Below are 18,791 nucleotides of genomic sequence, written 5' to 3' on the forward strand. Positions count from 1 at the left end.
CCGCTGCACCCGCCATCCTCAGGAGGTCACCATGCGGCTCGTGTTCGCCGGCACCCCGGACGTCGCGGTCCCGGCGCTCGATGCGCTCACGGACTCAGCCCACGAGGTGGTCGCGGTCCTCACACGGCCCGACGCGCCCGCCGGTCGCGGCCGCAGGCTCACGCCGTCGCCGGTCGCGGCACGCGCCGAGGAGCTGGGGCTCGAGATCCTCAAGCCTGCGCACCCCCGCGACGCGCACTTCCAGGACCGGCTGCGGGAGCTGGCCCCCGACGTCTGCCCCGTCGTCGCGTACGGGGCGCTGCTGCCGCAGACTGCGCTCGACATCCCCACGCACGGCTGGGTGAACCTCCACTTCTCGCTGCTGCCGCGATGGCGCGGCGCAGCCCCGGTGCAGCGGGCGGTGATGGCCGGAGACGCGGAGATCGGCACATCCTGCTTCGAGATCGTGCGTGCCCTCGACGCAGGCGACGTCTACCTGACCGAATCGTTCCCCATGCCCGACGCGACCGCGGGCGAACTGCTGGCCCAGCTCGCCGAGAGCGGCGCACGACAGCTCACCCGGACCATCGACCTGATCGCGGCGGGCATCCACCCGACGCCGCAGGCCGACGACGGCGTGACGCTAGCCGCCAAGATCACCGTCGAGGAGGCTCGGCTCGACCTCCGCCGCCCCGCCGGCGAGCTGCGGAACCACATCATGGGCTGCTCACCCGACCCCGGCGCCTGGTGCGAGCTCGACGGCCAACGATTCAAGATCTACCGGGCCCGCGTCGCCGAGCCCCTCGACCTCGGCCCCGGCCGGCTGAGCGCCACCAAGCGGCAGCTGTTCGTCGGCACCGGCGATGGCACGCTCGAGCTGCTGGAGGTCCAGGCCCCGGGGAAGAAGCGGATGGCGGCGATCGACTGGGCCCGTCAGGGCGTGACCGGCAAGGTCCTCTCGTGAGCGGCGAGAACCCCCGCCGCGTCGCGTTCGACGTGCTGCGCCAGGTCACCGGCGAGGATGCCTACGCCAACCTGGCCCTCGCCAAGCGCCTCGCGACCGCCGATCTGGACCCGCGCGACGCCGGCCTCGTGACCGAACTCGTCTCCGGCACCTGCCGCCTGATGGGGACCTACGACCTCATCATCGCGGCCGCCGCGGGGCGGAAGCTCGGTTCCTTCCAGCCGGCCGTCGTCGACCTGCTGCGCCTTGTCGCCCACCAGCTGCTGACCATGCAGGTCAAGAAGTACGCCGCTGTGGCCGCGACCGTCGACCTCGCCCGCGCGACGGTCGGTCAGCGCGTCACGGGGCTGGTCAACGCGGTGTCGCGCAGGATCGGCGCCCGCACCATGGACGAGTGGCTGGACCAGCTGGCCGCGAAGCAGGACCGGATCGGGGCGCTGGCCATCCGCGGCCACCACCCCCGCTGGATCGTCGAGGCCTACGCGGACCTGCTGCCCGCCGACGAGCTGGAGTCGGCGCTCGCGGCCAACAACGTCTCCCCACACCCGACGCTGGTCCTGCGACCCTCACTGGCGAGAATCGACGACCTCGTCGGCGCCACCGCGACCCGGTTCTCCCCGTTCGGTGCCACCGCGCCGGGGACGCCCGCCGACCAGGCCGCCGTCCGTGACGGCCGCGCGGGCGTGCAGGACGAGGGCTCCCAGCTTGTTGCGTGGGCGCTCTCGCGCACCGAGGCGCCGGACGGGCCCTGGCTCGATACGTGCGCCGGTCCCGGCGGAAAGGCCGCGTTGCTCGCGGGGCTGGCCCGCGAGGCAGGCTCGTGGCTGCTCGCGTCCGAGGCCCAGGAACACCGGGCCCGCCTCGTCCGGTCCGCGCTGGCCGCCTACCCCGACGGCTGGCAGGCGATCACCGCCGACGGGACCCGCCCGGCCTGGGATCGCGCCTTCTCCCGGATCATGGTCGACGTCCCCTGCTCCGGGCTTGGCGCGCTTCGCCGTCGGCCGGAGTCCCGCTGGCGGCGCACCCCCGACGACGTGACCTCGCTCGGCGACCTGCAGCGGCTCCTGCTGCACAGCGCCCTCGACGCGGCCGTCGACGGGGCAGCGGTGGCCTACGTGACGTGCTCGCCACACCGCGCCGAGACCACCGCGGTGGTCGACGACGTGCTGGCCACCCGCCCCGAGGTGACGAGGCTGCGCGCGGCGGATGCGCTTCCCGAGGTGCCCGACTGCGCGGTGGGCGACGACGTGCAGCTCTGGCCACACAGGCACGGCACCGATGCGATGTTCCTCAGCCTGCTGCGCGTCTCATCGCGTCGCTGACCTGCGGTTTCGCCCTCAACCAGACCACCGGGGCCGCTGGGAAAGCAAGTTCGCTAAGGTGACGGACATGCGCATCACGCCAAGCATCCTCAACGCGGACCTGGCCAACCTCGCGAGCGAGATCTCACGCATCCCCGACGCCGACGCCGTGCACATCGACGTGATGGACAACTCCTTCGTGCCGAACCTGACCCTCGGCCTGCCCGTCGTCGAGTCGATCCGTCGCCACACGGATCACATGCTGGATATCCACCTCATGATCACCGACCCCGACCGCTGGGCCCCGGCCTACGCCGAGGCGGGTGCCGAGTCGGTCACCTTCCACGTCGAGGCCGCGCACGCGCCCGTCAGGCTGGCCCGCGAGATCCGCAGGCTCGGCGCCCGGGCCTCCATGGCGCTCAGCCCCGCCACCCCCATCGAGGTCTTCGAGAGCCTGCTCGGCGAGGTCGACATGGTCCTCCTGATGACCGTCGAGCCCGGCTTCGGCGGCCAGGCATTCCTCGACATGGTGCTGCCCAAGATCCGGGCCACCCGCAGGCTGATCGGCGACCGCGACATCTGGCTGCAGGTCGATGGCGGCGTGAGCGCCGAGACGATCGCACGCTGCGCGGAGGCCGGGGCGGACACGTTTGTCGCCGGGTCGGCGGTCTACCGCGCCGCCGATCCCAACGCGATCGTCACCATGCTGCGCGAGACCGCGCAGGCGGCCTGCGCCCACTGACCACCGAGCAGCGGGACTCCGGGATCAGTACGGGACGCCGATGGCTGCTGCGATCGAGGTCCGTCCGCCGATGAACCCGATGGTGCGACGGATGGTGGAATCGTCGTCGAGCGTGGCCGCCACCACGGCTGCCACGTCGGCGCGTGGCACGCTGCCGCCCGCGGTCGGGTCCACGTCGATGCTGCCGGTTGCCGCCCCGGGCGTCAGGGTGCCTGGACCGAGCACGGTCCAGGCCAGGTCACTGCCGCGCAGGTGTTCGTCGGCCGCGGCCTTGGCCTCCGCGTAGGCGAAGAAGGGGTTCTCGGGTGGGACGCCGTGGTCGACCGAGGCGCCGAGGTAGGACACCATGACGTAACGGGGGACGCCCGCGCGTTCGGCGGCGTCCATGCTGCGGATGGCCGCATCACGGTCGACGGCGTACGTACGGGCCGGGTTCCCTCCGCCGGCGCCTGCCGACCACACGACGGCGTCGTGGCCCGCCAGCAGCCGGGCGAGCGTGTCGGTGTCCATGGACTCCACGTCGGCGACGAGCGGTCTGGCCCCCGCTGCGGCGACGTCTGCGCTGTGCTCGGGATTGCGGATGACCGCGTCCACCGAGTGGCCCGCGGCCGAGAGTAGCCGCTCCGCGATGAGGGCCACCTTGCCGTGGCCTCCGATGATGATGATCCTCGCCATGCGGCGAGCCTAGTCAGTCGTCGTCCACCCGACGGCGGAGGAACTTCTCCAGTTCGGCGGCGATGGTGTCTCCGGTGGCTCCCTCGACCTCTTCCGCGTCGCGGGCCTCCTCGAGCTGGCCGATGTACTCCGCGATCTCGGGGTCCTGCTGGCTGAGCTCGTCGACGGCCTCGGACCACTTGGCGGCCTCGGCGGGGATCTCGGCGTGGTCGAGTTCGACACCCATCAGGGTCTCGAGCTCGGTCAGGAGAGCGTCCTGTGCCTTGGGGTTCGGGGGAGTGGAGACGTAGTGCGGCACGGATACCCACAGCGACGCGGTGGGTATCCGCTCCAACGTCATCATCTGGCTCGCAACGCCGGTCATGCCGGTGGGTCCGGAGTAGTCGTTGACCTCCATGCTGAACCGCTGGCGGATCGTCGGGTCGGAGGAGAACACGCCGACGGGCAGCGGCCGCGAATGGGGGGTGTCCGACAGCATTCCACCGAGGAACACGACCAACTCCGGGTTGACCTTCGACATGCGGTCGACGAGGTCCCGGGCGAAGCTGCGCCACAGAAGGTTGGGTTCCGGTCCCAGCACGGTCACGATGTCGCGGACAGGGTGGTGGACCACCCGCAGCCTGACTGCGGGCCATTCAAGCCACGGGCCGTCGGCGGTGCGGTTGAGCATGGGCCGGGTGTGCTGGAAATCGAAGTAGCGTTCGTCGTCGATCACACCGAGATCGTTGCCCAGGTAGGTGGCGTGCAGGTGCCGGACGAGGTCGCTGGCCGCGTCCCCGGCATCGTTCCATCCGGAGAAGGCGACCACTGCGACCGGGTTGTTCAGGCCTTCCAGCGGTACGAACTGCATCACCCCAGCCTAGCCGGTGCCGCTAACCTTGCCGGGTGCCGAACTCACTAGCCCAACTGTTGAACCGCCGCGTCCTCATCGCCGACGGGGCGATGGGCACCATGCTGCAGTCCTTCGGCGAGCTCTCGCTGGAGGACGACTTCCTCGGGCTGGAGGGGTGTAACGAGATCCTCAACGTGACAAGGCCCGATGTCGTGGCGGCGGTCCACCGTGCCTACTTCGAGGCGGGGTCGGACGCCGTCGAGACCAACTCCTTCGGGACGAACCTCGCGGCGCTGGGGGAGTACGACATCGTCGACCGGCTCGAGGAGCTGGCGGAGGCCGCGGCCCGCATCGCGCGTGGGGTGGCGGACGAGTTCGCTACCGACGAACGACCCCGGTTCGTGCTCGGATCGGTGGGTCCGGGCACCAAGCTGCCGACGCTCGGGCACATCGCGTTCGCGTCGATCCGCGACGCCTACCAGGCCCAGGTGGCGGCCATGATCCGCGGCGGCATCGATGCCGTGCAGATCGAGACCTGCCAGGACCTGCTGCAGGCCAAGGCCGCCGTGATCGCGGCGAAGCGCGCCCGCGCCGCGGCCGGGGTCGAGCTGCCGATCCTCGTCAACGTCACCGTCGAGACCACGGGCACGATGCTGCTCGGCTCGGAGATCGGCGCCGCTCTCACGACGCTCGACGCCCTGGGCGTCGACTGCATCGGCCTGAACTGCGCCACCGGCCCCGCCGAGATGAGCGAGCACCTGCGGCACCTCGCCCGCCGGGCGAGGGCGGCCGTCGGGGCCATGCCCAACGCCGGCCTGCCCGAGCTCACCGCCGACGGCGCCCGCTACCCGCTCGGCCCCGAGGCCCTGGCCGACGCGCTCGGCCACTACCTCGACGACTTCGGACTGGCCGTGATCGGCGGCTGCTGCGGCACCACGCCCGAGCACATCCGCGTGCTGGCCGAGCGGTTCGGTGGCCGCGACGTCGTCGAGCGCCAGCCCGACCCGGAGAACTCCGCCTCGAGCCTCTACATCGAGGTCCCGTTCGCGCAGGACGCCAGCTACCTGAGCATCGGCGAGCGGACCAACGCGAACGGCTCGAAGGCCTTCCGCGAGGCGATGCTGGCAGCGAACTTCGAGGAGTGCGTCGACATCGCCAAGGCCCAGGCCCGCGACGGCGCGCACATCCTCGACCTGTGCGTCGACTACGTCGGCCGGGACGGCGCCGCGGACATGGCCGAGCTCAGCTCGCGTCTCTCGACGGCGGTCACGCTCCCGATCGTGCTGGACTCCACGGAGCCGCACGTGCTGCAGGCCGGCCTTGAGAGACTGGCCGGCCGGTCGATCATCAACTCGGTCAACTTCGAGGACGGCGACGGGCCCGAGTCGCGCTTCCAGAAGGTGATGCCGATGGTCGTCGAGCACGGCGCCGCCGTCGTCGCGCTGACGATCGACGAGGAGGGCCAGGCCCGCACCGCCGAGTGGAAGGTGCGCGTCGCGTCCCGCCTCATCGACACGCTGGTCGCGGACTGGGGGATGGACGTCGGCGACATCCTCGTCGACTGCCTCACGTTCCCCATCGCGACAGGCCAGGAGGAGACCCGCCGCGACGGCATCGAGACCATCGACGCCATCCGCGAGCTCAAGCGCCGCTACCCCGGGGTGCGGACGACGCTGGGAGTCAGCAACGTCTCCTTCGGCCTCAACCCGGCCGCCCGCATCGTGCTGAACTCGGTGTTCCTGCACGAGTGCGTCGAGGCGGGCCTCGACTCGGCGATCGTGCACAGCGCCAAGATCCTGCCGATGGACCGGATCCCGGAGGAGCAGCGGGCCGTCGCGCTCGACCTGGTCTACGACCGTCGCGACGGCGACTACGACCCGCTGTCGAAGTTCCTCGAGCTGTTCGAGGGCGTCACGGCGGCCTCGGCCCGCGCGTCCCGCGCGGCTGAACTCGCGGCCCTGCCGCTCGCGGAGCGCCTGCAGCGCCGCATCATCGACGGCGAGGGCAAGGGCCTGGACGCCGACCTCGACGAGGCGCTGGCCGGCAAGCCCGCCCTCGAGATCATAAACGAGGATCTGCTGGCCGGCATGAAGGTCGTCGGCGAGCTGTTCGGGTCGGGCCGGATGCAGCTGCCGTTCGTGCTGCAGTCCGCCGAGGTGATGAAGGCAGCCGTCGCGTACCTCGAGCCGCACATGGAGGCGTCCGAGTCCGGGGCCGGCAAGGGCACGCTCGTGCTGGCGACCGTCCGCGGAGACGTGCACGACATCGGCAAGAACCTGGTCGACATCATCGTCAGCAACAACGGCTACACCGTCATCAACATCGGCATCAAGCAGCCGATCCAGGCCATCATCGACGCGGCCCAGGAGCACGGCGCCGACGCCATCGGCATGTCCGGTCTGCTCGTGAAGTCCACGCTGGTGATGAAGGACAACCTCCTGGAGCTCAACCGCCTCGGGCTCGCGGAGCGGTACCCCGTCCTGCTGGGCGGTGCCGCGCTGACCCGAGCCTTCGTCGAACACGACCTGAACGACATGTTCGAGGGCGAGGTCCGCTACGCCAAGGACGCGTTCGAGGGCCTCGCTCTCATGGACGCCGTGATGGCCGTCAAGCAGGGCGTGCCCGGTGCCGCCCTGCCCCAGCCCCGTCAGAGGCGGCACGCCAAGGGGTCGCTCGTGGAGCTCGTCGAACCCGAGCCCGGCGCCCGCTCCGACGTCGCGCGGCGCATCGACGTCCCGACGCCCCCGTTCTGGGGCACCCGCGTCGTCAAGGGGATCCCGTTGGCCGACGTGGCGGGATGGCTCGACCACCGCGCCACATTCATGGGGCAGTGGGGGCTCAAGTCGCTCAAGGACGGGCCCAGCTACGAGGAACTCGTCGAGACAGAGGCGATGCCGCGGCTGCGCATGTGGATGGACCGCGTCAAGACGGAATCGTTGGCGAACTTCGGCGTCGTCTACGGCTACTTCCCGGCGCACTCCGAGGACGAGACTCTGATCCTCGGCGACCCCGAGGACCCGTCGCGCGAGATCGCCAGGTTCACGTTCCCGCGCCAGCGTCGCGGGCGTCGGCTCTGCCTCGCGGACTTCTTCCGCGACAGGGAGGAGGCCGCCGAACTCGGGCCCGACGTCTTCGCGATGCAACTCGTCACGATGGGCGCCGAGGTCGCCAAGGGAACGCAGAAGCTGTTCGAGGCCAACTCCTACCGCGACTACCTGGAGCTGCACGGCCTGTCGGTGCAGTTGACGGAGGGGCTGGCCGAGTTCTGGCACCACCGCGTCCGCGAGGAGCTGGGGCTGACCGCGGGGGAGGGCGACGTCGACGCGGCCATCCGCGACCAGGCGTACCGCGGATCGCGGTACTCGTTCGGCTACCCGGCGTGCCCGGACCTGAACGACCGTGCGACCCTTGTCAGGCTGCTGGACCCGTCCCGCATCGGCGTCGAGCTGAGCGAGGAGCTGCAGCTCCACCCCGAGCAGTCCACCGACGCGATCGTCGTGCACCACCCGGAGGCGAAGTACTTCAATGCAGGCTGAACCCCGCGCCGTCCTGTGGGACTTCGACGGCACCATGGTCGACACCGAGCCGGTGTGGACCATGGTCGAGCTCGAGATGCTCGCGGAGCGGGGCCTCACCTTCACGCGCGCAGTGCTCGACTCGATGCACGGCCAGTCGGCCTGGATCACCGCACAGATGCTGGCCGACGCCTTCGGAACGCCCACGAGGATGCTCGAGGTCTACGACGAACTGCACGAGCGCCTGTGCGAGTACGTCTACAGCCATGAGCTGCCGTGGCTCCCGGGGGCCCAGCGCCTGATGTCCGAGCTCAGCGACCTGGGCGTGCCGTGCGCCGTCGTGACCGCCAGCAACCGTCGAATCGTCGACGCCGCCCACGCCAGACTGCCCGCCAACGTCGAGCTGATCGTCACGTCTGACGACGTGACGCATACCAAGCCGCATCCCGAGCCCTATACGATGGCCGCGCGGGCCTTGGGGCTGAGCCCGCGCGAGACCGTCGTCCTCGAGGACTCGCTGCCCGGGGTCACGTCGGGGCTGGCCGCCGGCGCCGTCGTCTATGCCGTCAACGGGCGCGTGGCGCTGCCCACCGATCCCCGCCTCGTCGTGTCGTCGACGGGCCTGACCACCACCAGCTGGAACGAGCTCGCCGACCTGTGGCGGGCAAGGAGCGAGATCACCGCATGAACCTCTCCGGAGTCAAGAACCCGCATCTGCTGCAGGTCGGCGACCGCGTAACCCTCACCGACGCGAAGGGCCGCCGCAAGTCCGTTGTCCTGCGGGAGGGCGGAGAGTGGCACACCACCAAGGGGGTCGTGAAGCACGACGACCTGATCGGTGGGCCCGAGGGCGTGACCATCACGTCGCACGGCGGCCAGGAGTACCTCGCGTTCCGGCCGATCCTCAGCGAGTTCATGGTGTCGATGCCCCGCGACGCGGCCGTCATCTACCCGAAGGACGCGGCCCAGATCCTGATGTGGACCGATATCTTCCCGGGCGCCCGCGTGCTCGAGGCCGGCGTCGGGTCCGGGGCCCTGTCGCTGGCGCTGTTGCGCGCGATCGGACCCGAGGGGAGGCTGCACTCGTACGAGCGGCGCCAGCAGTTCGCCGACGTGGCGCGCAAGAACGTCGAGACCTTCCTGGGCGGCCCGCACCCTGCGTGGGAGCTGACGGTCGGCGACCTCGTCGAGGCCATCGAGGACGAGCCCATCGACCGCGCGGTCCTCGACATGCTCGCTCCCTGGGAGTGCATCGACGCCGTCGCCGAACGCATGGTGCCCGGCGGCGTGCTGACGTGCTACGTCGCGACCGCGACGCAGCTCGGTCGGGTCGCGGACACGCTGCGAGCCCACGGCGGGTTCACCGAGCCACACCTCACCGAGACGACCGTGCGCGAATGGCACGCCGAGGGCCTGGCCATCCGCCCTGGCCACGGCACGTCCGGCCACACTGGCTTCCTGGCCATCACCCGTCGCCTCGCGCCGGGCCAGCGCGCCCCGATGCGCAAGCGCCGCCCTTCGCCCGGCGCCTACGGGCCCGACTACCACGGCCCCCGCCCGGCCAACATCCCGGTCGAACTCGGCGGCGCCCCGGTCGAGGCCTGAGTCGGTTCGCTGGAGCTTGTCGAAGGACAGAGCTCCCGGTTCCCTGAGCTTGTCGAAGGGCGTTGACGGAAGCGCGCCAGCGCTGACGAAACGTGGCTCTTGGGTCGGAGTAGCCCCTTCGCTGCGCTCAGGGCACCTCGACAAGCTCGGCGACCCGTCGGTTCCCTGAGCCTGTCGACCGCTGAACACCGGTTCCCTGAGCTTGTCGAAGGGCCCTGAGCGAAGCGAAGGGGTCTACCTGAGCCCGGCGCTACCTACACACCCAGGCCTGGTCGCGGCCCCACCCCAGCCCGATGAAGTCCCTACGCCGTCGCGCGACGACGTCGAAGCAGCCACGCGACGAGACGCCAGCCGCCCAGGAAAACGCCCAGCACGATCGCAGTGACGAGGATGAAGCTGACCTGGGTGGTGCCGCCGGAGATGACGCGGAGCGCCTGGCCGCCAGCCAGGGTGAAGAACCAGATGATGGCCCCGCCCCGAAGACCCAGCCCATCGTCCTCGAGAAGCAGGACGATGCCCCAGCCGATCAGACATGCGACGAGGAACGGCCACGCCGTGCCGAGTGACCCGACAACGGGATTCTCGTCGTGCGATGCCCGCCCGATGACGGCGAAGGCGAGGACGAGAACCAGATCGATCACGAGGGGAAGGAGTCGCTTCATGCCCGCCAGCGTAGCGGCCTGCGGCTGGTCGACGGCCGCCTCAACGCAGGGTCAGAGGCCGGGGCACCGGCCCAGGAACCCAGAGTGTGCGCACCTCCGCGACGCCCATGGGCGCCCGCGCAACGGCCCGGTCCACTGAGCACCTCCGGCCACCCTGGGCACCCTCCCGCCTCGCCCTCTGTCCAGCACAACAATGCCTATTCCTGCGCCGCTGCAACATAGGAACAGCAGAGCCGGTATAGGCATCGTTGTGCACCGAAGTGGACCTGGTGATCCGGGACAGGCGCAGCGACCCGGCGGCCGAGGTCAGCTGCCGGACCGGCCGTCCAACTGCTTCACGAGGACGGCGAAGCGGAGGTCATCGCGCTGCGGGATGCCGAAACGCGGGTCGCCGTACGGGAACGGCTCGGTCTCGCCGGTACGCACGAAGCCGCGGCGCTCGTAGAACGCCAGCAAGGAGTCGCGCACATCGATGACGGTCATGCGCATGGCGGGGAGGCCCCAGTCGTCGCGGACGATGCGCTCGGCCTCCGCCATGACAGCCTTGCCGAGGCCGCTGCCCTGCATCCTCGGGTGCACGGCGAACATGCCGAAGTACCCGGCGTCGGCCTCCTGCTCAAGGTGGACGCACGCGACGGTCTCACCCTCGGACTCACCGAGCAGGATCAGGCTGCCCGGCTTCTGGATGTCGGCGACGACGCCCTCGGGGTCCACCCGCTGGCCTTCGAGCAGGTCCGCCTCCGTCGTCCACCCTTCACGGCTGGAGTCGCCCCGGTAGGCGGCGGTCACGAGCGCGACGATGGCGTCGACGTCGTCAACGTCGGCGGTGCGAAAGACGAGGTCCATGTGGCAGATACTAGGGCTAACGCGCCGGAATGCGTGCCTGGGCCGGAACCGGCGAGGAGAGCGCGGACGAAGTCAGGGTCCTCGGGCCGATGACTGCGCGGGGGAGGTTCGCGTGGGGCTCAGGCACGTCGGGCGGGACCAGGGCCCCGGGCACAGAGGCGGACGCAGCCCCGCTCACGGAGCACAGCTACCTGATTCTCGCCGCCCTCGCCCTCCCCTCCTCATCCTCGGCATCTCCTAGCTCGGCGGGTGGGGACCCACGCGCACCTGCGCGCCTCGACGAGGGTGGCCCTGTCAGTACCTGCCTCACCAGTGCCTGTTCCGCGCAGGACGCCGAGGCTTGAATGGGTGGCGAGCCAACCAGGAGGTCTTATGCTCGCCACCTACATGTACGGCGCCGGCGATGTCCGCGTCGAGAACGTCCCCGACCCGGTCATCCAGCAGCCGACCGATGCGATCGTGCGCATGGTGCGCGCGTGCGTCTGCGGGTCCGACCTGCACCCGTACCACTCCATGCCCGCCTCGTCGCAGGGCACCCCCATGGGCCACGAACTGATCGCTGTCGTCGAGGAGATCGGCGCCGACGTGCGCACGCTGAAGCCAGGGGACTTCGTCATCGCCCCCTTCGCGTTCCAGGACAACACCTGCGTGTTCTGTCGGGAAGGCTTCCAGACCTCCTGCATCCACGGCGGCTGGTACGGGTCCGTCGAGACCGGTGGGCTGCAGGCCACCCTGGCGAGGATCCCGCTCGCGGACGGGTCACTGGTCAAGGTCCCCGACGTCGACCCCACCACCGCCGACGAGGGCCTGCTCGCCTCGCTGCTAGCACTCTCCGACGTCTACCTCACCGGCCACCACGCGGCCCACATGGGGCAGGTGGAACCGGGGAAGACCGTCACGGTCATCGGCGACGGGGCAGTCGGCCTCTCCGCGGTGCTGGCCTCTCGCCAGCTCGGCGCCGAGAGGATCATCCTGATGGGCCGTCACGTAGACCGCACACATCTCGGGCGTGAGTTCGGCGCCACCGACGTCGTCGCCGCGCGTGGAGCCGACGGCGTCGCGCAGGTCATGGATCTGACCGACGGCGAGGGCAGCCACATCGTGCTGGAGGCCGTCGGCCTCATGCCCGCCTACCAGCAGGCCTACGGCATCGTCCGTCCCGGCGGGATCATCAGCCGGGTCGGGGTACCGCAGTACGAGGAGGCCCCCATCGGCTTCGGCTCGCTCTTCGGCAGGAACGCGCGGTTGGCCGGCGGACCTGCCCCCGTGCGGGCATACCTCGAGGATGCGATCCCGCTCGTCCTGTCGGGCCGGGCCGACCCGGGGCGGGTCTTCGACCGCACCGTACCGCTTGCCCAGGTGGCCAGCGGGTATGCGGCCATGGACGCCCGGGAGGCCCTCAAGGTCATGGTCACGATGTGACCCTCCGACCGGCCTCACCTGGGTAGCTCCAGGAGAGGCGCTTGGCATCGACGAAATCCCTGCATGAAAGGCACAACCATGATCGAACTCACCCTCAACAACGGCGTCACGATGCCCACGCTGGGCCTCGGCGTCTTCCAGAGTCCGCCGGAGGAGACCGCTGCGGCGGTCGACACGGCGCTGAACGTCGGCTACCGACATATCGACACGGCGGCCGCGTACCGCAACGAACGCCAGGTGGGCGAGGGCATCCGCCGTTCCGGCGTCCCGCGCGAGGACATCTTCATCGAAACGAAGGTCTGGGTCTCCGACTACGGCCGCGACAGGACCCTCCACGCGTTCGAGAAGGCCACCGGCAAGCTCGGCGTCGACACCCTCGACCTGCTGATCCTCCACCAGCCCGCACCATCCCGCTTCGACGCCACCGTCGCCGCCTACCGGGCGCTCGAGCAGCTCCTGGCCGACGGGAAGGTACGCGCCATCGGCATCAGCAACTTCATGCCCCACCACCTCGACCGACTCCTCACCGAGGTCGAGGTGGTGCCCGCCGTCAACCAGGTGGAGCTGCATCCCTACTTCAGCCAGCCGGACGTCCAGCGTGCCAACGCCGCGCACGACATCCTCACGCAGGCGTGGTCGCCCATCGGCGGCATCACGTTCTACCCCGGCTGGGGTGACGGGAAGCGCAGCGTGATGCAGGACCCGACCATCCGTGAGATCGCCGCCGCGCACGGCAAGTCGCCGGCTCAGGTGATGCTGCGGTGGGGTATCCAGGAGGGCCGCTCGGTGATCCCGAAGTCCGTGAACCCCGAGCGCATTGCCCAGAACTTCGACGTCTTCGACTTCGAGCTCTCGGTCGAAGAGCTGGCCCGCATCGACGCCCTTGACACCGGGGTCCGCGGCGGTCCCGACCCCGACGAGGACCGCGAGGCCATGTTCGACTTCGTCATCGACGAGGCCTGACATGGAGTACCGCAACCTCGGCCGCACCGGCGTGCGCGTCAGCCCCCTGTGCCTCGGCACCATGATGTTCGGCCCCTGGGGCAACAGCGACGTCGACGACAGCGTCCGGATCATCCACGCAGCCCTCGACGCCGGCATCAACTTCGTCGACACCGCCGACGTCTACTCGGGCGGCATCTCAGAGGAGATCACCGGCAGGGCGCTGAAAGGCCGCCGCGACGACGTCGTGCTCGCCACCAAGTTCTTCATGCCCATGGACCCGGATGAGCCGAACCACCGCGGCGGCTCCCGACGCTGGATCATCCGCGAGGTCGAGAACTCGCTCAGGCGCCTCGGAACCGACCACATCGACCTCTACCAGGTGCACCGCCCGAGCCCCGACACCGACATCTCCGAGACCCTCGGCGCCCTCACCGATCTCGTGCACCAGGGCAAGATCCGCTACCTCGGGTCGTCCTCGTTCTCCGGCTCGCAGATCGTCGAGGCACAGTGGGTCTCCCGCGATCGGCACCTCGAGCGCTTCGTCACCGAGCAGCCGCCGTACTCGCTGCTGGTGCGCGGCATCGAACAGGACGTCCTCCCGACGCTGCTCCGGCATGGGATGGGGTCCCTGACCTACAGCCCGCTCGACGGCGGGTGGCTGTCCGGCAAGTGGCGCAGGCACGGCGCCTCGACGCCGACCTCCGGCGCCCGGCCGAAGGCACGCTTCGACATGTCGTCGCCGGACAACCAGCGCAAGCTCGACGCCGTCGAGGACCTCGCGCTTCTCGCGGAGGAGGCCGGCATGTCCCTGATCGAGCTGTCCATCGCGTTCATCATCCGGCACCCCGGCGTGACGGCGGCGATCGTCGGGCCCCGCACGATGGAGCAGCTAGAGGCGTATCTGCCCGCCGCGTCGCTGACCCTGTCCGACGAAGTGCTCGACCGGATCGACCAGATCGTCGCCCCCGGAGTCACCATCAACCCCGACGACAACAGCTACGGCGACCACGAGCTGCTGCCCGCGGCCCGTCGCCGCTGAGAGGACGAACCATGACACCACTGACCGTCCTGCTCGTCGGCGGCACCGGCAGCATCGGGCGGCTGGTCGCCCGACGCGCGCTCGCCGACGGGCACACCGTCCGGGTCCTGACCCGCCGTCCAGCCTCGGCTCCAGCGCGTACCGAGGCCGTCGCCGGGGACCTCACGGATGCGTCCACGCTGGCCGCGGCCGTCGACGGCATCGACGCGGTCGTGTTCACGCACGGCGCCCCGTACCAGAGCCCGAAGGTCCGCGACGTCGACTACGGGGGAGTGCTCAACGTGCTGACGGCCATCGGCGCCCGCGAGGTGAGGATCGCCCTGATGACGGCGATCGGCGTGACGAACCGGGCGGGTGGTTACCACGATTGGAAGCGGCGCTCCGAGCGGCTCGTGCGAGCCAGCGGGCAGGCCCACACGATCGTGCGGCCCGGCTGGTTCGACTGCAACGACGACGACCAGCACCGCCTGCACTTCCTGCAGGGCGACCGCCGCTGGGCCGGCAGCCCCGCCGACGGGGTCATCGCCCGGGAGCAGATCGCCGACGTGCTCGTCGCGTCGCTGACCTCGCCCGAGGCCGACGGGAAGACGCTGGAACTGGTCGCGGAACGCGGCTCGGCTCAGCCGGACCTGGACCCGCTCTTCGCCGCACTGGCCCCCGACAAGGGGCTCGACGGCGCCGACGACACGGCCAACCTGCCGCTGGCCGCCGAGCCCGCCGACGTCCGCGCCGGCCTGGAAGCGGTCACGAGACTCGCCTCGCGGGTCTGAGGCCTACTCACAGCCCGTGCGGGTCCTCGTCCGGCACTGACTGGCCCGGGCAGGACTTCAGCACCTTCGCGATGGCGTCGTGTTCGGCCCGGGTGACCCACAGGTCGTACTTCGCCTTCACCGCGACCTGACGCGCCACGTACTGGCAGCGGTACTACTTGTTCGACGGGAGCCACGTGGCCGCATCGCCGTCCCCCTTGGCCTGGTTAGCCGGGCCGTCGACGGCCAGTAGGTTCAGGGGATCGTTCGCGAAGGCCCTGCGCGTGACGTCGTCGAGCTGCTGCGCGCCCTTCTGCCAGGCGTCCGACAGCGCGACGACGTGGTCGATCTGCACCGCATTGGACGTGTCCTGTCCCCGCACGAAGCTGATTTTCGTCGCCGTGTACGGGTCGGCCAGCGTCCCTGTGAGCACGACGCAGTCGCGCGTGCCGTCCTTGTAGGTCACCTTCTTCAGATCGCGGGTCAGGATGTCGTTGCGGGTGTCGCAGCCGTTGCGGTCGACGTCGGCCCAGCTGGCGCCGAACTCGTCGCGGGAGTAGCCCGTCTTCGCCGCCCGGCCCTTGACGTCCAGCGTCGCCAGTAGCTTCGCCGCGGTTCCGCTATCCGGCGTTGCTTCGCCGCTTGTGGCCGCCGAGGCCTTCGTCTCCGTGGCCTTCGCCGACGTGGCCGTAGGTGTGGGTGTGGCCTCCGCCTCGGCGCCCTCGGCCGCCTCCGTGACCGCTGTCGCAACGACCGTCGGGGACAGGCTCGCCGCGGGCTCGGCGACGACGTCGTCGCTGCCGAACAGCGATCCCAGCAGGCCCAGTCCGATCAGCCCACCGACGACCACAACGAGTGGTCCGCCGCAGCCAGCGCGCCGACGCTTCCGAGCCTGCATGATTCTCCTGTTCCGCCGGTCGACCCGACGGGTCCATCATCGCAAGCCACCTCCGTGCCCGTGACAGGCGGGGTGGATCTCGTCTGACACAATGGCCCGGTGACTCAGATGCCCCACCTCAGCGCGTCGTTCGCCGAGTACCTGCGGCAGGTCGCCCCCGAAGCCCTCCCCGGGCCGGGCCGCGCCGACCTGCCTGCCGTGCACGGAACCACGATCGTCGCCGCGCGGTATCGCGACGGCGTCGTCATGGCCGGCGACCGGCGCGCGACCATGGGGTCCGCGATCGCCATGCGGGACATCGAGAAGGTCTTCTCCGCCGACGACCACTCCATCGTCGGGGTGGCGGGCGTGGCCGGCATCGCCGTGGAACTCGTCCGCCTCTTCCAGGTGGAGCTCGAGCACTTCGAGAAGGTCGAGGGCACCCGTCTCAGCTTCGACGGCAAGGCCAACCGCCTCGGCGCGCTGATCCGCGCCAACCTCGCCCAGGCCATGCAGGGCATGGTGGTGCTGCCCCTGTTCATCGGCTGGGACGACCGCGCCCGCCAGGGCCGCATGTTCTCCTACGACGCCACCGGCGGCCGCTACGAGGAGCACGACTTCTGCTCGGTGGGCTCCGGCTCCGCCTTCGCCCGCGGGGCGCTGAAGAAGCTGCACGACCCCAAGGCCGACGAGCTCACGGCGGTGGCGACGCTGCTGCAGTCGCTCTACGACGCGGCCGACGACGACTCCGCCACCTCCGGCCTCGACCTGACCCGCGGCATCTTCCCGCTCGTCATGCGCGCCTCGGCCGACGGGGTGGCCCGCTGGTCGGAGGACGGCGTGCGCGAGGTGGCCGAGGCCATCGTGACCGCACGCATCGGCCGACCCGACGGACCGCGCGGGAGGGCGCTGTGAGCATGCCGTTCTACGTCAACCCCGAGCAGCTGATGCTGGACCGGGCCGAGTTCGCCCGCAAAGGCATCTCTCGCGGCCGCGCCGTCGTGGTGCTGCGCTACGCCGACGGCATCGCGATGGTCGCCGACAACCACTCCACGACGCTGAACAAGGTCTCCGAGATCTACGACCGCATCGGGTTCGCCGCCGTCGGCCGCTACAACGAGTTCGAGGCCCTGCGCGTCGCCGGCATCCGCCACGCGGACCTGCGCGGCTACGCCTACGACCGCAGCGATGTGACGGCCCGCAGCCTGGCCGGCGCCTACTCCGCCCAGCTCGGCGCCGCTTTCTCCGGAGCAGAGAAGCCGTTCGAGGTCGAGCTGATCGTCGCCGAACTGGGGGAGAACGCAGCCGACGACGTGCTCTACCGCGTCAGCTACGACGGCGTGATCACGGACGAGACCGACCTGGCCGTCATCGGCGGCGACGTCGAGCATGTCGCCGAGCGCCTGCGCGCCGGGTTCGACCCGCAGGCGAGCCTCGACGAGGCGCTCGCCGCCGCCCGACGAGCCCTGGGGTCCAGCTCCATCGAGGCCGCCGTGCTGGAGCGCGGCACCGGGCGCCGCCGCACCTTCCGGCGCCTGCCCAGGCAGGAGGCGACCCATGCCTGAGCCGACCAACGTCCTCATCCTCGGTGCCGGGCTCGTCGGCTCGTCGCTCGGCCTGGCGCTCACCCGCGCCGGCTACGACGTGCGGCTGTGGGACATCGCCACTTCCCACGCGGTCGTCGCGGCAGGGCTGGGTGCCGGCGAGGTCTCCGACGAGAGCACAGACAACCCCGACGTCGTCATCGTCGCCACCCCGCCCGACGTCATCCCCGAGCTCGTCGCCGAGGTGCTCGGCAAGTTCCCGCACGCCGTCGTCACGGACGTCGGCTCCGTCAAGGCACCCATCCTAGCCGCCGTCGACCGCATCGCGCCGGAGCACCACCGCTACGTCGGCTCGCACCCGATGGCGGGCTCGCAGTTCACCGGGCCGCTGACCGCGTCGGGCGACCTGTTCCGCGACCGCACCTGGGTCGTTACGCCGCAGGAGGGCAACACCCCCGAGGACGTCGCCGTCGTCGAGCGGCTCGCGCGCGACGTCGGCGCCCGCGTCGTCACGATGCCCGCGCCACTGCACGACGAGGCCGTCGCGCAGGTCAGCCACGTGCCGCACCTCATGAGCATCCTCACCGCGAGCCACCTGCGGGAGATCCCGCAGCCCAACCTCCGGCTGGCGGGGCAGGGCATCCGGGACGTGACGCGCATCGCGGGCTCCGACCCCGCCCTGTGGCGCCAGATCCTCACCTCCAACGCGGCCGCGGTCCGGCACGAACTGCTCGAGGTCTCGCGCGACCTGTCCTACCTGATCCAGGTGCTCGACGACGGGGACAAGCTGGAGAAGTTCCTCGGCCTCGGCCAGGCGGGTGCCCTGTCGCTCGTCGGCAAGCACGGCCAGGACCCGATCGACATGCTCGAGGTCACCGTCGAGATCCCCGACGAGCCGCGCGCGCTCGCCCGGCTCTTCAACGACATCGGCGAGGCCGGCTTCAACGTCGAGGACTTCGAACTCACACACGACCCGGTCCGGAAGGTCGGCTACCTGTCGATCGCCGTCGAGCGGGAGGTCGCGGAGAAGCTCCGCGGCGCCATCACAGAGGGAGGCTGGCACGCGTGGTCCGCCAGCCGGGGAAGGTAATTAG

The 18,791-nt window shown here is 70.5% G+C and carries 15 protein-coding genes and 2 pseudogenes; 12 read left to right on the plus strand and 5 right to left on the minus strand.

The window, feature by feature from the left end; all coding sequences use genetic code 11:
- The first annotated feature begins 31 nt into the window (after positions 1 to 31).
- From fmt to rpe, 3 genes are all read left to right on the plus strand, one after another.
- On the plus strand, positions 32 to 943 hold the full coding sequence (gene fmt / locus KDB89_RS06945) for a methionyl-tRNA formyltransferase (RefSeq protein WP_219084099.1): 912 nt from the start codon (positions 32 to 34) through the stop codon (positions 941 to 943).
- A complete protein-coding gene (locus tag KDB89_RS06950) occupies positions 940 to 2,265 on the plus strand; it encodes an RsmB/NOP family class I SAM-dependent RNA methyltransferase (protein ID WP_255556352.1) in 1,326 nt (441 codons plus the stop codon). The genes fmt and KDB89_RS06950 overlap by 4 nt, the downstream gene beginning before the upstream one ends.
- Positions 2,266 to 2,332: 67 nt before the next feature.
- Positions 2,333 to 2,986 carry a ribulose-phosphate 3-epimerase gene (rpe, locus tag KDB89_RS06955; RefSeq protein WP_219084100.1) on the plus strand — a complete coding sequence of 218 codons (654 nt, stop codon included), beginning with the start codon at positions 2,333 to 2,335 and terminating at the stop codon, positions 2,984 to 2,986.
- A gap of 24 nt (positions 2,987 to 3,010) precedes the next feature.
- Here the strand turns inward: rpe and KDB89_RS06960 are convergent, their stop codons facing one another.
- A complete protein-coding gene (locus KDB89_RS06960; RefSeq protein WP_219084101.1) occupies positions 3,011 to 3,661 on the minus strand; it encodes an NAD(P)H-binding protein in 651 nt (216 codons plus the stop codon).
- Positions 3,662 to 3,674: 13 nt separating this feature from the next.
- Positions 3,675 to 4,511: a proteasome assembly chaperone family protein gene (locus KDB89_RS06965; RefSeq protein WP_219084102.1), complete on the minus strand. Its 837-nt coding sequence runs from the start codon at positions 4,509 to 4,511 to the stop codon at positions 3,675 to 3,677.
- 35 nt (positions 4,512 to 4,546) lie between these two features.
- On the opposite strand from KDB89_RS06965, the gene metH reads away from it, so the two are divergent.
- A complete protein-coding gene (gene metH / locus KDB89_RS06970; RefSeq protein WP_255556354.1) occupies positions 4,547 to 8,029 on the plus strand; it encodes a methionine synthase in 3,483 nt (1,160 codons plus the stop codon).
- A pseudogene (locus tag KDB89_RS14815) lies at positions 8,019 to 9,613 on the plus strand (HAD-IA family hydrolase). Before metH ends, KDB89_RS14815 begins: the two are co-directional and overlap by 11 nt.
- Before the next feature lie 302 nt (positions 9,614 to 9,915).
- On the opposite strand, the gene KDB89_RS06985 reads toward KDB89_RS14815, so the two are convergent.
- Both KDB89_RS06985 and KDB89_RS06990 read right to left on the minus strand, forming a co-directional pair.
- Entirely contained in the window at positions 9,916 to 10,275 is a 360-nt protein-coding gene (locus KDB89_RS06985) for a DUF3054 domain-containing protein (protein WP_219084105.1), read from the minus strand.
- A 306-nt stretch (positions 10,276 to 10,581) separates the two neighbouring features.
- On the minus strand, positions 10,582 to 11,121 hold the full coding sequence (locus tag KDB89_RS06990) for a GNAT family N-acetyltransferase (protein WP_219084106.1): 540 nt from the start codon (positions 11,119 to 11,121) through the stop codon (positions 10,582 to 10,584).
- Positions 11,122 to 11,493: 372 nt separating this feature from the next.
- On the opposite strand from KDB89_RS06990, the gene KDB89_RS06995 reads away from it, so the two are divergent.
- From KDB89_RS06995 to KDB89_RS07010, 4 genes are all read left to right on the plus strand, one after another.
- A complete protein-coding gene (locus KDB89_RS06995) occupies positions 11,494 to 12,543 on the plus strand; it encodes a zinc-binding dehydrogenase (protein WP_219084107.1) in 1,050 nt (349 codons plus the stop codon).
- 78 nt (positions 12,544 to 12,621) lie between these two features.
- A complete protein-coding gene (locus KDB89_RS07000) occupies positions 12,622 to 13,506 on the plus strand; it encodes an aldo/keto reductase (protein WP_219084108.1) in 885 nt (294 codons plus the stop codon).
- 1 nt (position 13,507) lies between these two features.
- The gene (locus KDB89_RS07005; RefSeq protein ID WP_219084109.1) at positions 13,508 to 14,527 is read left to right on the plus strand and encodes an aldo/keto reductase; all 1,020 of its coding nucleotides are present in this window, start codon (positions 13,508 to 13,510) and stop codon (positions 14,525 to 14,527) included.
- Between the two features lie 11 nt (positions 14,528 to 14,538).
- On the plus strand, positions 14,539 to 15,297 hold the full coding sequence (locus KDB89_RS07010) for an SDR family oxidoreductase (protein ID WP_219084110.1): 759 nt from the start codon (positions 14,539 to 14,541) through the stop codon (positions 15,295 to 15,297).
- A 7-nt stretch (positions 15,298 to 15,304) separates the two neighbouring features.
- Here KDB89_RS07010 and KDB89_RS07015 read toward each other — a convergent pair.
- Positions 15,305 to 16,042 (minus strand): annotated as a pseudogene (locus KDB89_RS07015) (HNH endonuclease family protein).
- Positions 16,043 to 16,282: 240 nt separating this feature from the next.
- Between KDB89_RS07015 and prcB the strand changes: the two are divergent.
- Genes prcB through KDB89_RS07030 form a run of 3 tightly spaced genes read left to right on the plus strand, consistent with a single transcriptional unit; the run spans position 16,283 to position 18,787 of the window.
- Positions 16,283 to 17,068, plus strand: coding sequence for a proteasome subunit beta (prcB, locus tag KDB89_RS07020; RefSeq protein WP_219084236.1), 786 nt, complete (start codon positions 16,283 to 16,285; stop codon positions 17,066 to 17,068).
- Between the two features lie 2 nt (positions 17,069 to 17,070).
- Positions 17,071 to 17,718, plus strand: coding sequence for a proteasome subunit alpha (prcA, locus tag KDB89_RS07025; protein WP_255556415.1), 648 nt, complete (start codon positions 17,071 to 17,073; stop codon positions 17,716 to 17,718).
- On the plus strand, positions 17,711 to 18,787 hold the full coding sequence (locus KDB89_RS07030; RefSeq protein ID WP_219084112.1) for a prephenate dehydrogenase: 1,077 nt from the start codon (positions 17,711 to 17,713) through the stop codon (positions 18,785 to 18,787). The genes prcA and KDB89_RS07030 overlap by 8 nt, the downstream gene beginning before the upstream one ends.
- Positions 18,788 to 18,791 lie beyond the last annotated feature (4 nt).

Source organism: Tessaracoccus palaemonis (assembly GCF_019316905.1).
GTDB lineage: Bacteria > Actinomycetota > Actinomycetes > Propionibacteriales > Propionibacteriaceae > Arachnia > Arachnia palaemonis.

Excerpts from the sequence above, each read along its gene's own strand:
- KDB89_RS07030 (WP_219084112.1), top strand. The coding sequence starts at position 17,711 with ATGCCTGAGCCGACCAACGTCCTCATCCTCGGTGCCGGGCTCGTCGGC.
- KDB89_RS07000 (WP_219084108.1), top strand. The coding sequence starts at position 12,622 with ATGATCGAACTCACCCTCAACAACGGCGTCACGATGCCCACGCTGGGC.
- rpe (WP_219084100.1), top strand. The coding sequence starts at position 2,333 with ATGCGCATCACGCCAAGCATCCTCAACGCGGACCTGGCCAACCTCGCG.
- fmt (WP_219084099.1), top strand. The coding sequence starts at position 32 with ATGCGGCTCGTGTTCGCCGGCACCCCGGACGTCGCGGTCCCGGCGCTC.
- KDB89_RS06995 (WP_219084107.1), top strand. The coding sequence starts at position 11,494 with ATGCTCGCCACCTACATGTACGGCGCCGGCGATGTCCGCGTCGAGAAC.
- KDB89_RS06960 (WP_219084101.1), bottom strand. The coding sequence starts at position 3,661 with ATGGCGAGGATCATCATCATCGGAGGCCACGGCAAGGTGGCCCTCATC.
- prcB (WP_219084236.1), top strand. The coding sequence starts at position 16,283 with ATGCCCCACCTCAGCGCGTCGTTCGCCGAGTACCTGCGGCAGGTCGCC.
- KDB89_RS07010 (WP_219084110.1), top strand. The coding sequence starts at position 14,539 with ATGACACCACTGACCGTCCTGCTCGTCGGCGGCACCGGCAGCATCGGG.
- prcA (WP_255556415.1), top strand. The coding sequence starts at position 17,071 with ATGCCGTTCTACGTCAACCCCGAGCAGCTGATGCTGGACCGGGCCGAG.
- KDB89_RS06965 (WP_219084102.1), bottom strand. The coding sequence starts at position 4,511 with ATGCAGTTCGTACCGCTGGAAGGCCTGAACAACCCGGTCGCAGTGGTC.
- KDB89_RS06985 (WP_219084105.1), bottom strand. The coding sequence starts at position 10,275 with ATGAAGCGACTCCTTCCCCTCGTGATCGATCTGGTTCTCGTCCTCGCC.
- KDB89_RS06990 (WP_219084106.1), bottom strand. The coding sequence starts at position 11,121 with ATGGACCTCGTCTTTCGCACCGCCGACGTTGACGACGTCGACGCCATC.
- KDB89_RS07005 (WP_219084109.1), top strand. The coding sequence starts at position 13,508 with ATGGAGTACCGCAACCTCGGCCGCACCGGCGTGCGCGTCAGCCCCCTG.